16 protein-coding genes are annotated in these 16,129 nt (G+C 42.2%); 6 read left to right on the top strand and 10 right to left on the bottom strand.

The genetic code is table 11. The features are described from left to right. The 4 genes from G3R48_RS17440 to G3R48_RS16265 all read right to left on the bottom strand — a co-directional run. The coding region (locus G3R48_RS17440; protein WP_425516759.1) for an IS3 family transposase at nucleotides 1-331 on the bottom strand (331 nt) is incomplete at its 3' end. A 59-nt stretch (nucleotides 332-390) separates the two neighbouring features. Continuing rightward, on the bottom strand, nucleotides 391-660 hold the full coding sequence (locus tag G3R48_RS16255; RefSeq protein WP_212593402.1) for a transposase: 270 nt from the start codon (nucleotides 658-660) through the stop codon (nucleotides 391-393). A gap of 36 nt (nucleotides 661-696) precedes the next feature. Next, nucleotides 697-1,476: a tyrosine-type recombinase/integrase gene (locus tag G3R48_RS16260; RefSeq protein WP_228497518.1), complete on the bottom strand. Its 780-nt coding sequence runs from the start codon at nucleotides 1,474-1,476 to the stop codon at nucleotides 697-699. Nucleotides 1,477-1,610: 134 nt separating this feature from the next. Continuing rightward, on the bottom strand, nucleotides 1,611-2,474 hold the full coding sequence (locus tag G3R48_RS16265; RefSeq protein WP_153666206.1) for a YicC/YloC family endoribonuclease: 864 nt from the start codon (nucleotides 2,472-2,474) through the stop codon (nucleotides 1,611-1,613). A 149-nt stretch (nucleotides 2,475-2,623) separates the two neighbouring features. On the opposite strand from G3R48_RS16265, the gene rph reads away from it, so the two are divergent. After that, the gene (gene rph / locus G3R48_RS16270) at nucleotides 2,624-3,337 is read left to right on the top strand and encodes a ribonuclease PH (RefSeq protein WP_153666205.1); all 714 of its coding nucleotides are present in this window, start codon (nucleotides 2,624-2,626) and stop codon (nucleotides 3,335-3,337) included. Between the two features lie 68 nt (nucleotides 3,338-3,405). After that, nucleotides 3,406-4,047 (top strand): orotate phosphoribosyltransferase, encoded by a 642-nt coding sequence (gene pyrE, locus G3R48_RS16275; protein ID WP_212593403.1) that lies wholly within the window; start codon nucleotides 3,406-3,408, stop codon nucleotides 4,045-4,047. Nucleotides 4,048-4,123: 76 nt separating this feature from the next. Here pyrE and folE read toward each other — a convergent pair whose 3' ends face one another. The 5 genes from folE to coaBC form a co-directional block, all read right to left on the bottom strand. Further along, a complete protein-coding gene (folE, locus tag G3R48_RS16280) occupies nucleotides 4,124-4,774 on the bottom strand; it encodes a GTP cyclohydrolase I FolE (RefSeq protein ID WP_153666204.1) in 651 nt (216 codons plus the stop codon). A gap of 175 nt (nucleotides 4,775-4,949) precedes the next feature. Then, nucleotides 4,950-6,911 (bottom strand): alpha/beta hydrolase family protein, encoded by a 1,962-nt coding sequence (locus tag G3R48_RS16285; protein ID WP_153666203.1) that lies wholly within the window; start codon nucleotides 6,909-6,911, stop codon nucleotides 4,950-4,952. Between the two features lie 114 nt (nucleotides 6,912-7,025). Beyond that, nucleotides 7,026-7,619 (bottom strand): nucleoid occlusion factor SlmA, encoded by a 594-nt coding sequence (gene slmA, locus G3R48_RS16290; RefSeq protein WP_153666202.1) that lies wholly within the window; start codon nucleotides 7,617-7,619, stop codon nucleotides 7,026-7,028. A gap of 34 nt (nucleotides 7,620-7,653) precedes the next feature. After that, entirely contained in the window at nucleotides 7,654-8,112 is a 459-nt protein-coding gene (dut, locus tag G3R48_RS16295; protein ID WP_153666201.1) for a dUTP diphosphatase, read from the bottom strand. An 8-nt stretch (nucleotides 8,113-8,120) separates the two neighbouring features. Next, nucleotides 8,121-9,329: a bifunctional phosphopantothenoylcysteine decarboxylase/phosphopantothenate--cysteine ligase CoaBC gene (coaBC, locus tag G3R48_RS16300; protein WP_153666200.1), complete on the bottom strand. Its 1,209-nt coding sequence runs from the start codon at nucleotides 9,327-9,329 to the stop codon at nucleotides 8,121-8,123. A 155-nt stretch (nucleotides 9,330-9,484) separates the two neighbouring features. On the opposite strand from coaBC, the gene radC reads away from it, so the two are divergent. From radC to argA, 4 genes are all read left to right on the top strand, one after another. Beyond that, a complete protein-coding gene (radC, locus tag G3R48_RS16305) occupies nucleotides 9,485-10,159 on the top strand; it encodes a RadC family protein (protein ID WP_153666199.1) in 675 nt (224 codons plus the stop codon). Between the two features lie 124 nt (nucleotides 10,160-10,283). After that, on the top strand, nucleotides 10,284-10,520 hold the full coding sequence (gene rpmB / locus G3R48_RS16310) for a 50S ribosomal protein L28 (protein WP_055025225.1): 237 nt from the start codon (nucleotides 10,284-10,286) through the stop codon (nucleotides 10,518-10,520). 6 nt (nucleotides 10,521-10,526) lie between these two features. Further along, on the top strand, nucleotides 10,527-10,700 hold the full coding sequence (gene rpmG / locus G3R48_RS16315; RefSeq protein WP_153666198.1) for a 50S ribosomal protein L33: 174 nt from the start codon (nucleotides 10,527-10,529) through the stop codon (nucleotides 10,698-10,700). Between the two features lie 476 nt (nucleotides 10,701-11,176). Continuing rightward, a complete protein-coding gene (gene argA, locus G3R48_RS16320) occupies nucleotides 11,177-12,496 on the top strand; it encodes an amino-acid N-acetyltransferase (RefSeq protein WP_212593404.1) in 1,320 nt (439 codons plus the stop codon). 106 nt (nucleotides 12,497-12,602) lie between these two features. On the opposite strand, the gene G3R48_RS16325 is transcribed toward argA, so the two are convergent. Beyond that, nucleotides 12,603-16,127: a pilus assembly protein gene (locus G3R48_RS16325; protein ID WP_153666197.1), complete on the bottom strand. Its 3,525-nt coding sequence runs from the start codon at nucleotides 16,125-16,127 to the stop codon at nucleotides 12,603-12,605. Between the last annotated feature and the right edge of the window lie 2 nt (nucleotides 16,128-16,129).

A 16,129-nucleotide genomic window follows, 5' to 3' on the forward strand; every position in this document is an offset into this window, starting at 1 on the left:
TGCCTGAAGACAAGTTGTCGCTCACGAAATCCATCGACCAGCATTCATTTGCCTTTGCAGGAACAGATAGCTGCTCAGGCTCACGTGAAGGTAAGCGTTTTTTGCCTTTTCGGCGTAAGTTAAGCTTCAAACCACAATAAATACGATACACACGTTTATGATTACATTTATGCCCTAGAAGCCGTAGTCGTTTAAATATTTTGCGAAAACCATAAGCCTTATGCTTCTCTGCTATATCTGATACCGCATCAATGATGTCACTATCATCGATACGTTTAATTTGATAATAAAATGTGCAACGACAGATACTTAACGCATCACAAGCCAACACAACACCTAGGCCAAACTCATGTATGGCATAGTGGGCTAAGACCTTTCGCTCTGCTGGCTTTATAGCTTTTTTTCAACAATATCTTTAAGAGCTATGTTTTGTAAGCTGACATCAGCAAACATTTTTTTAAGTTTGCCGTTCTCGGCTTCTAATTCACGCATACGGGTTAAATCAGAGGCTTGCATACCATCATATTTAGATTTCCATTTGTAATAGGTACTTTGCCCCACATTATGTTTGCGGCATAACTCTGGCACTGACAGTGCGCCAGACTCACCTTCTTTGAGGATGTTGATAATTTGGCTTTCAGTAAAACGTGTTTTTTTCATGTGATTCTCCATTTTGTTTAGTGTAAATGGAAAACTCTATTTAAAACATTCTGATTTTAAAGGAGGGTTAAACTTCCATGGCGCTTCTGCCAGTTCAGACTTCCTAATACCCAATGTCACCAGTAATGCACAAGCAAGATAGTTTTCTCGGCTAAAGCTGTCGCTATTGTCACGTGCGGTTTTAAAAAAATGAGTGAGCTCTTCGATGGTTAAGGCTCTGTCTTTGCTCTTTTCAACACCACCAGCATCAGAAACAGAAAATGCACTCGCTGGATTTGCGCTAAGCAGATCCAGTTTTATGCCGTGATTGAAAATTTGCTTGCTGTACATCAGAGCGTCGTTAGCTATTGCTGGGCGGTTAGTGGCTGCAATGGCTTGTAATACTGCTCTTATGTCTCTGGCGGTGACGCTATCGACGTTGAAACTACCTATATGTGGGGCAATGTCTTTACGGTAGATACGTTCGGGGATTTCGTGATGTTTGAGTCTTTTTATATTACCTAAATGCCAATCAGCAAAGAGATCATCAACGGTTTTAATTTCGGCTTGTTCGGCGCGTTTCTTGGCAACGAGAGGATCTAAACCATCACGAAATTGCTTCATTTTAATTGCGGCTTCTGCGCGAGCATCTGCTAACGAAAGATCACTGTATTTAGCCAGTGTCATCTCTTTGCGTTTTTTGCTGGCGGTGTAGCGCAGCATCCAAAATGGTTTGCCGGACTTAGGCACGACAAAATATAAACCTTCACCATCAGCGAATCGGCCAGGTTCACTTTTAGTTTTTGCTGCAACTCCTTTAGCGGTTAACTTTCCCATCAGCCTCTTAGTCACCAAATCACCCACCATTTAGCGTTGGAAAGTGGTGGGTGTTAATGGACCTTTTTGGACTGAGATTTAATTAAGTCTTTTAAAATCAGTGCTGAAAGGTTTTGTTTGGACTCTATTGGATATTATTCAACGTTTTGGATCTGCTCGCGCATTTGCTCAATTAATACTTTCATTTCAACTGCAGCCGCAGTGATTTCAGAACTAATTGACTTAGATGCTAAGGTGTTTGATTCGCGGTTAAACTCTTGCATCATAAAGTCGAGTCTACGGCCCTGTGCGCCACCTTTTTTTAGAATGCGGTGAGTTTCTACAACATGTGCTTCTAAGCGATCCATTTCTTCAGCGACATCTTGTTTTTGTGCCAGTAAAACCATTTCTTGCTCGATACGAGCAGGGTCAAGGTCGCCTTTGATTTCTGCTAAGCGATTTGTCAGCTTGTCGCGCTGATATTGCATTACCGTTGGCATGTGTTCACGAACCACGGTGACTTGCTCCATAATGCCGTCAAGTCTGCTAGTAAGCATAGTTTCTATTGCATTGCCTTCTCGTCCACGTGCTTCAATGAATTGATCGACTGCGCTGTCAAAAGCGGTCATCAAATCTGCACCTATGGCATCCATATCTTGTTCTGCGCTGGCTAATACGCCAGGCCATTTTAGTACGTCAGTGAGGTTTAGTTCACCTTGGTTTGCTTGGCTTTTTAACCAGTTAGCTGCTTCAAGCAATTGCTTGGCAAGTGGTTCGTTTAACTGTAATTGTTTGCTGTTGTCGTCGGCAATGTCATAACGAAGATTGACTTCAATTTTACCACGGTTAAGGCGTTTTTTTAATCTATCGCGCAATACGGGTTCAAAGCTACGAAATTGTTCTGGTAAACGTAGGTAAGTTTCCAGAAAACGTTGGTTAACAGATCGAATTTCCCAAGAGGCGGTGCCCCATTGTGCTTTGTGCTCAATGCGAGCGTAGGCGGTCATGCTTTGGATCATGAAGAGTCCCGTATGGTCTAATAAATGTGTGGTTGATTATAGCTGTTTAATGGCTATTGATTAAAGCTCTGTATTTACATGGCATCTTACTTCATCTGCCATTATAATATTCGCTCAATTTTGTCTGCTATTCATAAACAGGAAATGCCATGCGCCCTAGCAATCGTACTCCCGCTCAAACTCGTCCTATTACCATTACTCGTAACTTTACCGCTCATGCTGAAGGTTCTGTGTTAGTTGAGTTTGGTGACACCAAAGTATTGTGTACTGCGAGTTTTACTGAAGGTGTACCTCGTTTCCTTAAAGGTCAGGGCCAAGGTTGGGTAACCGCTGAATATGGCATGTTGCCGCGTTCAACACATAGCCGTATGGATCGTGAAGCGGCTCGTGGTAAACAATCGGGCCGTACACAAGAAATTCAACGCCTTATTGGTCGCTCACTGCGCGCTGCAGTTGATATGAAGTCGTTGGGTGAAAACACGGTTGTGATTGATTGTGATGTCATTCAAGCTGACGGTGGTACACGTACTGCAGCTATTACGGGTGCTTGTGTGGCATTAGTTGATGCGCTTAATTGGGCTCGCGGTAAGGGCATTATCAAAACTAACCCGCTTAAATTCCTTATTGCTGCTGTTAGTGTGGGGATTTTTGATGGTGAAGCGATTAGCGATCTTGAATATATTGAAGATAGTGCTGCTGAAACAGACATGAATGTTGTGATGACTGAAACTGGTAAGATTATTGAGATCCAAGGTACTGCAGAGGGCGAACCTTTCAGCCATGAAGAGTTGCTTGAGTTACTCGCATTAGCGAAAAACAGTATTCGTGAAATTGTCGATGTTCAAAAAGCAGCATTAAGTTAAAATCAATATCGAAAATGGGGCCGTTAAACGGTCCTTTTTTTTAAGCATTTTTTGATTGAGGAATAAAAGTGAAAGCTTATCAACGCGAGTTTATTGAATTTGCCCTAGCGCGCCAAGTGTTACGTTTTGGTGAGTTTACTTTAAAGTCTGGCCGAACTAGCCCATACTTTTTTAATGCTGGTTTATTTAATACCGGTAAAGATTTAGCGCGTTTAGGCCGCTTTTACGCTGCTGCGTTAACTGATTCAAATATTGATTTTGATTTGTTATTTGGCCCAGCCTATAAAGGTATCCCAATTGCGACGACCACCGCAGTGGCATTATGTGATCATCATGACCGTGACGTGCCTTACTGTTTTAACCGTAAAGAAGCGAAAACGCACGGTGAAGGTGGCAGCTTAGTGGGTAGCGCCCTTGAAGGTAAAGTGATGTTGGTTGATGACGTTATCACCGCTGGCACTGCTATTCGTGAGTCAATGGAAATCATTAATGCACATAATGCTGAATTAGCAGGTGTGTTGATTGCGCTAGACCGCCAAGAAAAAGGCAAAGGTGAGTTATCTGCTATTCAAGAAGTTGAGCGTGATTTTGGCTGCCAAATTGTGTCAATCATTAAGCTTGCTGACTTAATTAGCTACTTATCTGAAAAGCCGGGCATGGAAACTGAACTGGCTTCAGTGAGCGCGTACCGTGAGCAATACGGTATCTAATATTGTTCATTGCCGTATAAAGCAAAACGCAGCCAATTGGCTGCGTTTTTTTGTTGTAGTTTTAAAGACGATAAGGTTATCGGCTCTGTTGTAAAAACTCGGTGCGGGTAGCAAGGTTGCTTTTAAATACGCCGCCAAGTGCGGTGGTTGTGGTTGAACTGGTTGAGTCCATTACGCCGCGTGATTTAACGCAGTAATGGACGGCATCCATTTTTACTGCAACATCGTTGGTTTCAAGCAGGGTTTGTAAGGCCACTAACACTTGTTGTGTTAATCGCTCTTGTACTTGTGGACGCTGGGCGAAAAAGCGCACGATACGGTTGATTTTAGATAACCCAATAATTTTAGTTTTAGGTAAGTAAGCAACCGTTGCGAGGCCGTCGATGGTGACTAGATGATGTTCACAAGTACTAGTTAGGCTAATATCTTGCACGCGTATCATTTCATCTACACCCATTTTATTTTCTATCACGGTAATCTTGGGAAAGTTGGCGTAATCGAGGCCAGAAAACACTTCGTCGATATACATTTTTGCAATGCGTTTTGGTGTATCCATTAGGCTGTCATCTGAGAGATCTAACGACAACAGTTGTAAAATCTGTGTCATGTGATGCTCTATTTGGTCTTTACGTTCAGATGCTGATAAAGCAATAGGCAACATTGGGGTTTCTAAACCGCGCTCTTTCAGTGCAGCTTGTACTGTTAATGCGGCTTCGCTTAATGCCATAGGTATCTCCAATTTGCTATTGGTTTTATATTGATATTGTACGTCAAACTTTAAAATGTAGTTCACATATTACAAATGAATAATAACGTGATTTCAGTCAAATTAATATTACTGACATAAAAAAGCCGACTTGTTTAGTCAAGTATCGGCTTTGTTTTTGGATTTTTGCAACTAATTACATTGATAGGCTTTGATTTATAAACTGGATCATCTGCTGGTAATATTTAGCGCGATGAGTGTCATTATAAAAACCGTGTCCTTCATTGTTCATCACCAGCTTTTGATATGGGTAGTCTATTTTATCTAACGCTTCTTCTAGCGCTTCAAGCTGTTCAATGGGCGCGCGCGCATCATCTTCGCCATGTACTAACATCAATTTTGCTTTAAGCTTGCTGACGTGTTTGGTTGGCGACATAGCATGCAAAGTCGCTTTATCTTCACCGAGTACTTCTTGTAAGTATTTCATCCCAGCTCTACGTTCAGCGATATCTCCTTCCTCAAACATCATTTCAAGGTCATAAATACCTGCAAACCCAATAGCACACTTAAATAAATCAGGCTCTAAAATCGCGCTTTGTAGAGCGCTATAACCACCAAAACTGCCGCCTACGATACACACTTTATTGGCATCAACATTTTCTTGGGCGATAACATGCTTAGTGGCATCAATAATATCAAATTGAATATCTGAGCCCCATTTCTGCTTACCTGCTTCTAAGAAGTCTTTACCGTAACCTGCAGAGCCTCGAAAGTTGACCTGTAAAACTGCAAAACCTTGCTGTGCCAGTAATTGATTTTGCGGGTTAAATCCCCACCAATCACGCACGCCGTGTGGACCGCCGTGAGGGTTAACGATTAAGGGCAGCTGTTTGGCATCTTTACCATTAGGTAGGGTTAAGTATCCATGAATGGTTTTGCCGTCTCGGCTTGTGAACGAAATTGGTTTCATTTCTGCCATTAACTCAGGATCTAACCAACTTTTTTGTGATGCAAGGTATTCTAATTTCATCTTGTTTGAGTCAAACAGATAATAGTCACCTGGGTTGCGGTCATTAAAGGCTTTAATGATGAATTTATCTGACGCGGTTGTTTCACTCACAATATGAACTTGTTTACCTGGAAGTGAAGCAAGCAACTGCTTGAGTAATTTACTGTGGGTGTCTTCTTTGTCGACAAAGGCGTATGTCGGGTAGCCATTTTGGTATTCGACAGCATAGAGTTTTTTGGTTTGGTTGTTCACCCAAAAATGGTTAGGGTCAACCTGCTCATCTTGAATGATTTTTTGTTTGGTACCTGCAGTTAAGTCAATCTTATACACGCCAAGTGTTTCACCAGCAATACGCCCTGCTGCAAAAATGGTATTGGGTTTGTCAGTAAAGCTAATGGGGTAAAAGTTGTCTAATCCCAGATTGAGCTCGTCAGTATTAACCCATTTTTTATTTTGGCGATAAAACAGTTTTTGTTCATTATCTTTAGAGGTACCGGAGATAAACTTTACTTTACCTTCGTTATCCGTCAGAAATTGTGCGTAACCAATTGGCGCTGTTGTGACTTTTTTACGGATGCCTTTATATATATCAACGCGATAAACGTGTTGAGGACGGCTGTAGTCTAGGCTTGTTCCCCCAGACCAAGGGATGGCGTTAACGAGCATGTAGCGGTCGTTATCTGGAAGTGGGTCGAGAATAAAAGCCGAGGCTTTTATTGGGGTGTTTTTCTTTAAATTTGATCCGGTTTGTTGTTCGCCACTTTTGAATCCAAATAAGTTAGTTGAGCGAGATCCGTCAGCATTGACAGCGAACAATTCGCCATAATATAACGGCTCTTCTGACCAACCTTTTTTATACATTTTTTGCAATACAATACGTTCTTCATTCACCCAAGCGTATTCGCCCACTTCGGCGTTATTTGTAAAGCGCACTGCGTGTAATAGCTTTTTGGTATCCGCATTAAGGATTACGAGGGTTTTTCTGCCTTCGTGAGAGGTTAATGCGCTGAGGTAGTCGCCGTTAGGAGAGATTTTAACATTGGAGTATTCTGCTCCGCGGCTAAATTGCTGTGCATTGGTAAGGGATGATGCATTGGCTGTATGTAAGCAGGCCAGCAGGCAGCTTAGTAACAATAATAGAAATTTCATAACAGTCCTTGTTAACAGTTTGTTAATTGTGTTTTGGGTCTATCTTAGTGGAAATAAAATAGATAAGAAATAAAAAACGCACTCATGTGAGTGCGTTTTTTATTAATGAGCCCATTAACTTCTTAACAATTGTTGCTCTATAAATTGCCATTGCTGATCAAAGTGTTGGGTGGGTTTTTGTTTGAATTCACTTCTGACATATTGCGCGATACGGCCTTCAGCTATGGCGAGCAATAAGTTAGCTAGCATGGCTTCGTCAAGGTGAAACCCTTTCCCTTCACGTAAGGTTTTTTCGCGTAAAATTTGTTTAAGTTGAGTTTCAATTTTAGCGAATATATTACTTACTCGACTACGTAGACGCTCATTTTCACCCAATAAGGCATCGCCATTTAATACCCGAGAAATTCCTGGGTTACGTTCAGAAAAGACCAATAATAATTGTAATACTCGCTGGCAACGCATCATGGTGTCTTTTTCTTCATCCATAATGATGTTCAGGCGTGATAATAATGCATCTTCAATAAATTCAATTAAGCCTTCAAACATCCTTGCTTTGCTTGGAAAGTGACGATACAGCGCAGCTTCTGACACGCCGACTTCAGCGGCTAATTTGGCGGTGGTAATGCGTTGTCCGGGGCTTGTTTCTAACATTTGTGCTAAGCACTGTAAAATGTGCTCACGGCGGTTTATTTTAGGGCTAGACGCCATTAGTTTTTCCTTGGAACGGTAACTACTTCGAAGGTTATTTTGTGCCTGAATGGCCAAACCCACCTTCACCACGATCAGAGTGATTAAACTCATCAACAAGTGTAAATTGTGCTTGTATAACAGGCACAAAAACTAACTGAGCTAAACGTGTGCCTATTTCTACTTCAAAAGGGTGCTCGCTGCGGTTCCAGCAAGACACCATCAGTGGGCCTTGGTAATCTGAATCAATTAATCCTACTAGGTTACCTAATACAATTCCGTGTTTATGGCCTAAACCTGAGCGCGGTAAAATCACCGCAGCTAAGCTAGGGTCAGCTACGTGAATAGCGACACCCGTTGGGATAAGCACTGTTTCGCCCGGTGCGATTGTGATGTTGGTGTCTAACATGGCACGTAAGTCCATACCTGCACTGCCGCTGGTCTCGTAAGCAGGAAGTGGGTATTCACTGCCAATGCGTGAATCTAGAATTTTGAGCTCTATAGGCGTTTTCATATTGGTAATTATTTTTGTTGTGCTGTGTTGAAAGTGAGTTGCTCAGACACTAACGTAAGCAGTTGTCTTGCTAGCGTTAATTTATCTGTGACGGCTAACGATTGTTGTCCTTGTGGCCAAAATACCTGTAATGCATTGTTATCGGCATTAAACCCTAAACCTTGTACAGAAACGTCGTTGGCTGCAATCATATTGAGGTTTTTGTTGTGTAATTTGCCACGAGCATATTGCTCTACATTGCTGGTTTCAGCAGCAAACCCTACAGTAAAAGGACGTTTATCTAGGCTGGCAACGGTGGCTACAATATCAGGATTTTTGCTAAGCGCAAGTTGGATATCATCTGCCGATTTTTTGATTTTTTCATCAGCAATGGTACTCACTCGGTAATCAGCGACTGCCGCACAGGCAATAAAAATATCTTGTTGCTGAACTTGTTCTAATACTTTATCAAGCATTTGCTGGGCTGACTCAACATTCACTCTGCTAACCATGTTTGGTGTTGGCAGATTAACGGGCCCTGCAACTAGGGTGACTTCTGCGCCCATTTGCTTTGCTGCATGAGCAAGGGCAAAGCCCATTTTTCCTGAGCTGTGATTTGAGATATAGCGCACCGGATCAATTGCTTCACGTGTGGGGCCGGCGGTTATCATCACTTTTTTGCCTGCTAATGGCTGAGGCCCAAAAAAGGTGACGAGGCGTGTGGCAATATCAAGTGGCTCAAGCATTCGTCCAGGGCCGACTTCACCGCATGCCTGTGACCCTGAATCTGGCCCCCAAATAGTACGACCTTTGCGAGCTAAGTTAGCAAGGTTTTCTTGAGTGGCGATGTTTTGGTACATCACTTGATTCATGGCAGGACATAGTACGATTGGTGCTTCAGTGGCTAAACAGGTCGTGGTGAGCAGTTCATCGGCCATACCTGCATTGACACGGGCAATGATATTGGCCGTTGCAGGGGCAACTAATACAACGTCTGCCCAACGCGCTAGCTCAATATGACCCATCGCAGCTTCTGCTGCAGGGTCGAGTAGGTCGCTAGCAACTGGGTGGCCTGATAACGCTTGTAGCGTTAAAGGCGTGATAAATTCCATGGCACTTTGGGTCATAATAACGCGTACATCAGCCCCTCGTTCTTTTAAACGGCGGATAAGGTCTGCGCTTTTATATGCGGCTATACCACCGCCAATGCCGAGTAACACTTTCTTATCAGTTAGCATGATTTATTTCCCACATTTTTAATGCGGCCTACCTTATCACAATGGCTTGCTAGAGGTCAGATCCGCATCTCAAAAATTTCGTCCATAATAAAGGCGCGAATCACAGATAAAATTATCTTGGTCGATTAATGGATTAATCAAATACGGACAATGGAATGACAATTAAACAATGGCCTCAGGGTGAAGGCCCACGAGAAAAGTTATTAACTCGCGGTGCAATGGCGTTGTCGGATGCTGAACTTATCGCGGTGATTTTGCGTAGCGGACTTGTTGGCCATAATGCGGTAGATATGTCGCGAGAAATGTTGGCGCATTTTGGTGGATTACGTAAGTTATTTGCCGCATCTCAGCCTCAAGTTTGTAAATTAGCCGGTGTTGGGCCGGTAAAATTTGCTCAATTGCAGGCCACAGCGGAGCTGGCTAAGCGTATTGCGCAAGAAAATTTGCAAAAAGGGCAAGTTTTGACAAATCCTGATTTAACTCGGGACTATTTAATGAGACAATTAGCAGACCGATCCTATGAAGTGTTCGCCTTATTATTGTTGGATACCCAACATCAAGTCATACAATTTGTAGAATTATTCCGTGGCACCATCAACTGTGCGTCAGTATATCCTCGCGATATAGTGGCACTTGTGCTTGAAAAAAGTGCAGCAGCAGTCATTGTGTGTCACAACCATCCATCGGGCATTGCAGAGCCCAGTGAAGCTGATCGGCGAATAACTGAGCGAATAAAAAATGCATTGGAAACTATCGATGTTTCTCTATTAGATCATATGGTTGTAGGTGATCAGGACATAGTTTCTTTCGCTGAACGTGGATGGATTTGAAAAACATTGCTTGATCTTATACTCGCTATCGTGTATAAAATGCGCCCTCTTTGTGCCTCGGGCGACGGCCATACGAGGCACATTAATGCTCGAGCGTTAAAAATTTGTTTTGGAGAAGATTGACATGTCAAGAGTATGCCAAGTTACTGGCAAGAAGCCTATGGTTGGTAACAACCGTTCGCACGCTAAAAATTCGACTCGTCGTCGTTTTTTACCTAACCTACAAAACCACCGTTTTTGGTTAGAAGAAGAAAAACGCTTCGTGCAACTACGTGTATCTACTAAAGGTATCCGTATTATCGACAAAAAAGGTATTGAAGTTGTAGTTAAAGAACTTCGTGCCCGCGGCGAGAAGGTATAATAGAAAATGGCTAAATCTAAAGGTAATCGTGAGAAGATCAAATTAGTATCAAGTGCTAATACTGGTCACTTCTACACTACTGAAAAAAATAAACGTAACATGCCTGAAAAAATGGAAATCAAAAAATTTGATCCAGTTATTCGTCAGCACGTTATCTATAAAGAATCTAAAATCAAGTAATTGATTTAATTCTTTTAAAAGCCCCTTTTTAGGGGCTTTTTTTTGGCTTAAATTTACTGCAATACTGTTTATACGCCTTCCTTGTTATGTTTCCCCGTTGGTGAATATTGTTGATTAGCTTAAGCCACTATGGCTGTGCAGCTATTGCTGGTGGCAATCACCTTAATCTAAAAATAAAGCGGCAGGTATCACCATTATTGCTATTCGTTTATTGGGTAAATATTCAATATGACTAATGTGGTTACCTTGATGGTTTTTCACGATTAATGAGCATATCAAAATAAGTAAAATATCTGTTTTTTCTTATTTATTCTAGGTTATTTCTTGTTTGTTAATCATTTTTGTTCCAGATTTTTTTTAATATAAAAAGGCTTTTAAATCTATAGTTAATGAATTATTATGCGTTGTAGTTAAATTAATATGCGCTATAGTTGGGTTGGAAAGCTATTTGGCGGTGAAAATAGAGGCGGAGCAACGTGAGAACAACGGAGTTAGTAGATGGTTTTCGGCATTCAGCACCTTATGTAAATGCGCATCGAGGGAAAACCTTTGTGATTATGATCGGCGGTGAGGCCATTGCCGACAATCATTCTCGTGCCATTTTAAACGATGTGGCATTGTTGCATTCTCTAGGGATTAAAATTGTGCTGGTTTACGGTGCAAGGCCGCAAATTGACCAAGGTTTAGCTCGTGCGGGTATCACGCCAAATTATCATAATCGTATCCGCATTACTGACGACGAGTGTTTACGGATTATTAAACAAGTCGCTGGGGAAGCTCAATTTGATATTACTGCTCGTTTATCAATGAGCTTAGGTAATACTCCAATGCAAGGCTCTCATATCAATTTAGTCAGTGGTAACTTTGTGATTGCTCAGCCACTGGGTGTTGATGATGGTGTTGACTATTGTTTGACCGGTAAGGTAAGACGTATTGATACGCAAGGGATCAAAAGGCAACTTGATGACAATGACATTGTATTAATGGGCCCCATTGCCGCGTCTGTAACAGGAGAAAGCTTTAACCTCACTGCTGAAGAGGTTGCTACTCAAGTTGCGGTGAAATTAAAAGCTGACAAAATGATTGGTTTTAGCCGTGCGAATGGTTTGTTAGATGAAACCGGTAGTGTGATTGCAGAGCTAATGCCAAACCAAGCTCAAGCTATGTTGCCAACGTTGAACCAACAAAATAAAACGTGTCCTAGTACCTTAGCTTTTATTAAAGCCAGTATTGATGCTTGTCGTAAGGGGGTTCCACGCTGTCATTTAGTGAGTTACCTCGAAGATGGTGCATTACTACAAGAACTCTTCTCTCGTGAAGGGATTGGCACACAAATGGTTACAGAGAGCGCTGAGCAGCTTCGTAGAGCGACGATTAGTGATATTGGCGGTGTGCTTGACCTTATTCGTCCTTTAGAAGAACAGGGCGTGCTTGTGAGGCGCTCACGGGAACAGCTTGAAATGGAAATTGAGCAGTTCATGTTAATTGAACGCGACAGTTTGGTGATAGGCTGCGCAGCGTTATATCCGTTTGCAGAAGATAATGCCGGCGAGTTTGCTTGCTTGGTCGTACATCCGGATTATCGAGATGCTGATCGTGGTAGTGTGTTATTGAATAATATTATTGGTCAAGCCCGTGTTCGCGGCTACCAACAATTGTTTGCGTTAACCACGCGCAGTATTCATTGGTTTTTAGAGCATGGGTTTAATATGGTTGATGTGGATAAATTACCTGAGAAGAAAAAACAGTTATATAACTTCCAACGTAAATCCAAAGTGTTAGCGCTTGAGTTGTAATTCATCATTGCATTGCAAGTTGGTGTGTACCTTATGTTTTTAGGGCAATGAAAAGCCGAAGTGATACTTCGGCTTTTTTGTGAGGAACATTTATACTTGCAACAGATTAATCGTTACTCTGGAAGTAAATTCGGTTCATCTGCAATCCGCCGCCAATACAGCGATCATCGCCTGCGGCGCAGCCGTCATTTACGTTACCCGCCTTTTCCATTTTGTCACCGGCACGACCAATACCAATTAAGTACATGCTGTCACTGTTCTGGGGGACGACGATTGTCGGTGTATCGGGGATCCCTTTACCTGTTTCATAAGATAATTCTTTGTATGAACGCACCCCGCGATGTAAATCAAAACTATATAAATGGCCTGTGCCAGTTGTAAAACATTGGGCTGCGTTGGTTGAATCCCCAGGTATGTAAGAGGTGAAAAACACTCGGCCTTTCGCAATTAACGGCGCAGACATACTTTTTTCGCCTGGGTGGGTTAAGTTGTAATACCAGCCACGTTTGTTGCTAAAGGCTATCTCGTCACTTTCTGATGAAGGCGGTTTATCAGTAACATTATACAAATCATCGATTTTTAAGGTATCAGGTACTGGGTTAATGCTGCCGTTAAATGACTTAGTTACCACGTTTCTGTCTTGAATAACAAAGAACTTATCTTGGCGGTTTTTATCCAGTGGATGCGGGCGATGACCGCTACCAATGACCACTGCGTCATACGGGATATCTTGGTAAGTTTTGTAACTTTGACCGTGTAGATTAACGGTATGTAAGTTGGTAGTTATGGTTTGGGCAATGACGGGTTCGGTAAAGAAACGACGGTCATTAAAAATACTTTGTCCACCTAAACTGGCCAGTTTAAAAGCCGTCCAAGGTGCCGTGTTACTGGTAGGTTGCGCGCTAGGTAAGTCTATTCGCCATATATTGGCTCCAGTATCGGTGGCATAAAGTCGATCGGTTAAGCCGTCATTATCACTGTCTACAATGGCAACCTTATTGGGGATACTGTCAGTTATTCCCGCCAATTGCGTGGTATTTGGGCCTCGATTAGCTGTAAATTTATGCACCATTTTGCCGGTGTCGGCGTCAATAATATAAACGCCTCGACCGAGGGTGTCGTTAATGCCTACAGATTCACTGTCTTTGGTGGCCGGTGAATAACCCGCTCCGACAATCATGACCGGTTTGGCGTTGGCTGCGATAGTATTGTTTCTAGGAAAGCCGGGTATAGAGGTAATTACCGGTTCTGACCAAGTTTGTCCCATTTTGTCAAAGCCTAAATCAGCGGGTGAAACTTTCCATTTTAAAGTGGGGTGATCAGGCTGAGTAATATCAAGCGCGTAATATGCATTGCCACCACGACGCATACCGAAGAATAGCCATGCTTTATCAATGGTACCGGAGGCGTTTCGTTTTACATAGGCCACTGGTGTACTGTCTAATCCATAAACTGAGTGGACGCCACTTTGTTGGTTCGTGGTTAGTTCAGCTACATTGGGGAGTAATTGTTTGGGCATAAATGCCCATGATTCAGAGACTGAATTACCATTGTCGGAAAACATATGCATAAAACCGTGGTTGGTACCCATGAATATTTTTATATTGGGGGTTTTCTCCGTACCATAGTTAATGACTAACGGTTTTGAGTGTAAAGAGTCTCCCATAATGTCTTTACGCAGTTCATTGGTATTATGATTATTATTATCGTCGTTGACGTCATAACCTTTTATCCATTTAAATAGCTCATCGAGTCTGCTTGGTGTCACTTTCATAAATTGAGCTAATTTTCTTTCATCTCCTAATGCTGTTTGTGCGTTGGCCTTGGTTAAGAGTTGTAACGCATTATTACTGCCTAAGTTACTTAATAGGTATCGGGTGTGATTTTGCTGTAAATGCTGAGCGACACCGCCGAGTTGAACATCGCTGCCATCACCTCCTGCAGGCATAGAAGAGCAGTTTTGAGTCCAAAAACTACAAGAACCTGATTTCAATAACCCATTAATATTCAGTGCCGCTTTATTGTTAACATCAAAAACTTCACCTTTGTCATTAATCTTAAGTTTTTTAATATTTCCAGACCAGCGAGCGCCTCGAGAAGGTAAGAAGACGGAATGGTATGCCACCCCATTGGTATTCACTCGATTTGCTGATACGGCAGGTGAGCTAAATGTGGCAGGTTTATTACTGACTTCTGCAAACACTTTTTGCAGGGCTTTTTGCAGGGCTTCAGAACTGACGGCAGAGAAGTAACTACCGCCACCTTTGCGTGCGGTTTCTTCAAGCAGTGAGCGAGCATTATCTGCACCGCGACTATAACCAATAGTGTAAGTGGTGACGTTTTGTGAGTTATCGACATTGGGATTTACATCGTTTTCATACATCCATTTTGCCAACTCTGGTAGTCCCTCTCTGCGGCTAATACTGTGGCCAACAAGCGATGAAATCCGTGAAATTGAATGATTGTCGTTGATGGGCTGACCATCAGTGATATAAACAATAGAGGCATTAGATTGACAAACTTTTCCTACAAATGGAGAGAGGTATTTGCCATTTGCTGAAGCGTGAGGGTCGCTATTGGGGTTAGTGTCTCTTTGGTTTTTACCATAATAAACATCGCTACCGCTAAAATAGCGATAAGCTTCATATAACGTGTCACATAGTGGTGTGGAGCCAAGCGGCTTGAGTTGTTGAACGGTACTGAGAATTGTTTTTTTATTTTGATCGGTAAAAGGTCTGATGCCGTGAATAATACGTCCACCGTATGATCTTGAGGAGCTGTCGGCATTGTAAATAGCCAATCCAAAATCAACACCTGGAGTATTAAGAATGGTGTCGGTGATCACTTGCTTTGCAACATCCATACGCGTGTAGTTGGTTGCGCTTCTGTTTGAGTTATACCACTCGATATATTTTCTCGTGTAAAGCGTAACCGAATTACCTAGGCCGAATCCTGTTTTCTTTGCCTTTACAACTATATCGTCCACACTACCATTGGTTGCGCTTGGAGCTAAATAAGGCTCGCTATGGCCATCGACAGGGAAGCCGTTAGGATAGTGTTTGTTAGTTTGTCTTCCTGATGCATTACCTTGGTCGTGTTCTGATATATCGATAAAGCAGTCAATGGTGTCGATACTGCTGCCATCATTTTCAGGTAGTTTTTTCCAGGTTTTACTTGTGCTGTCGTAATGACGAATATAACCAGTAAACATACCGTAGTGTTCTAAATAGTATGTTGACTGAGCACAGCCATTGTATTTTTGTTGAACAATTTGTTTGCTGTTTAAACTAGGGACTTTTTCAATATCATCACTGTAATATAATGTCGTACTGTCTGTTACGCTTTCATGACTTTGTGTTTGGCTTTGATGTTGACTATGTCCATATGCATGTCCATGACTGTTGCTATGGCTTTGATAGTGAGTTTGAGTTTGGCCATGATTATAGAAATGATTTGCTCTAAAGCCTGAGCGCATACTCCCTGAGGTATCGAAAATAATGAGTACTTGCGGACGGTCATTGGTACGAATGCTTGATTCGGTAACGTAAAGTTCGGTGTCATCGGCAATATTTAAGCTGCTATAACAGACACTAAACAATACGATTAAGCAGGTGAAAAAGCGTTTGATCATGA

This window comes from Shewanella intestini (assembly GCF_018221465.1).
In the GTDB taxonomy this organism is placed as follows: Bacteria; Pseudomonadota; Gammaproteobacteria; order Enterobacterales; family Shewanellaceae; genus Shewanella; species Shewanella intestini.

Excerpts from the sequence above, each read along its gene's own strand:
- G3R48_RS16255 (WP_212593402.1), bottom strand. The coding sequence starts at position 660 with ATGAAAAAAACACGTTTTACTGAAAGCCAAATTATCAACATCCTCAAA.
- G3R48_RS16260 (WP_228497518.1), bottom strand. The coding sequence starts at position 1,476 with ATGGGAAAGTTAACCGCTAAAGGAGTTGCAGCAAAAACTAAAAGTGAA.
- G3R48_RS16265 (WP_153666206.1), bottom strand. The coding sequence starts at position 2,474 with ATGATCCAAAGCATGACCGCCTACGCTCGCATTGAGCACAAAGCACAA.
- rph (WP_153666205.1), top strand. The coding sequence starts at position 2,624 with ATGCGCCCTAGCAATCGTACTCCCGCTCAAACTCGTCCTATTACCATT.
- folE (WP_153666204.1), bottom strand. The coding sequence starts at position 4,774 with ATGGCATTAAGCGAAGCCGCATTAACAGTACAAGCTGCACTGAAAGAG.
- G3R48_RS16285 (WP_153666203.1), bottom strand. The coding sequence starts at position 6,911 with ATGAAATTTCTATTATTGTTACTAAGCTGCCTGCTGGCCTGCTTACAT.
- slmA (WP_153666202.1), bottom strand. The coding sequence starts at position 7,619 with ATGGCGTCTAGCCCTAAAATAAACCGCCGTGAGCACATTTTACAGTGC.
- dut (WP_153666201.1), bottom strand. The coding sequence starts at position 8,112 with ATGAAAACGCCTATAGAGCTCAAAATTCTAGATTCACGCATTGGCAGT.
- coaBC (WP_153666200.1), bottom strand. The coding sequence starts at position 9,329 with ATGCTAACTGATAAGAAAGTGTTACTCGGCATTGGCGGTGGTATAGCC.
- radC (WP_153666199.1), top strand. The coding sequence starts at position 9,485 with ATGACAATTAAACAATGGCCTCAGGGTGAAGGCCCACGAGAAAAGTTA.
- rpmB (WP_055025225.1), top strand. The coding sequence starts at position 10,284 with ATGTCAAGAGTATGCCAAGTTACTGGCAAGAAGCCTATGGTTGGTAAC.
- rpmG (WP_153666198.1), top strand. The coding sequence starts at position 10,527 with ATGGCTAAATCTAAAGGTAATCGTGAGAAGATCAAATTAGTATCAAGT.
- G3R48_RS16325 (WP_153666197.1), bottom strand. The coding sequence starts at position 16,127 with ATGATCAAACGCTTTTTCACCTGCTTAATCGTATTGTTTAGTGTCTGT.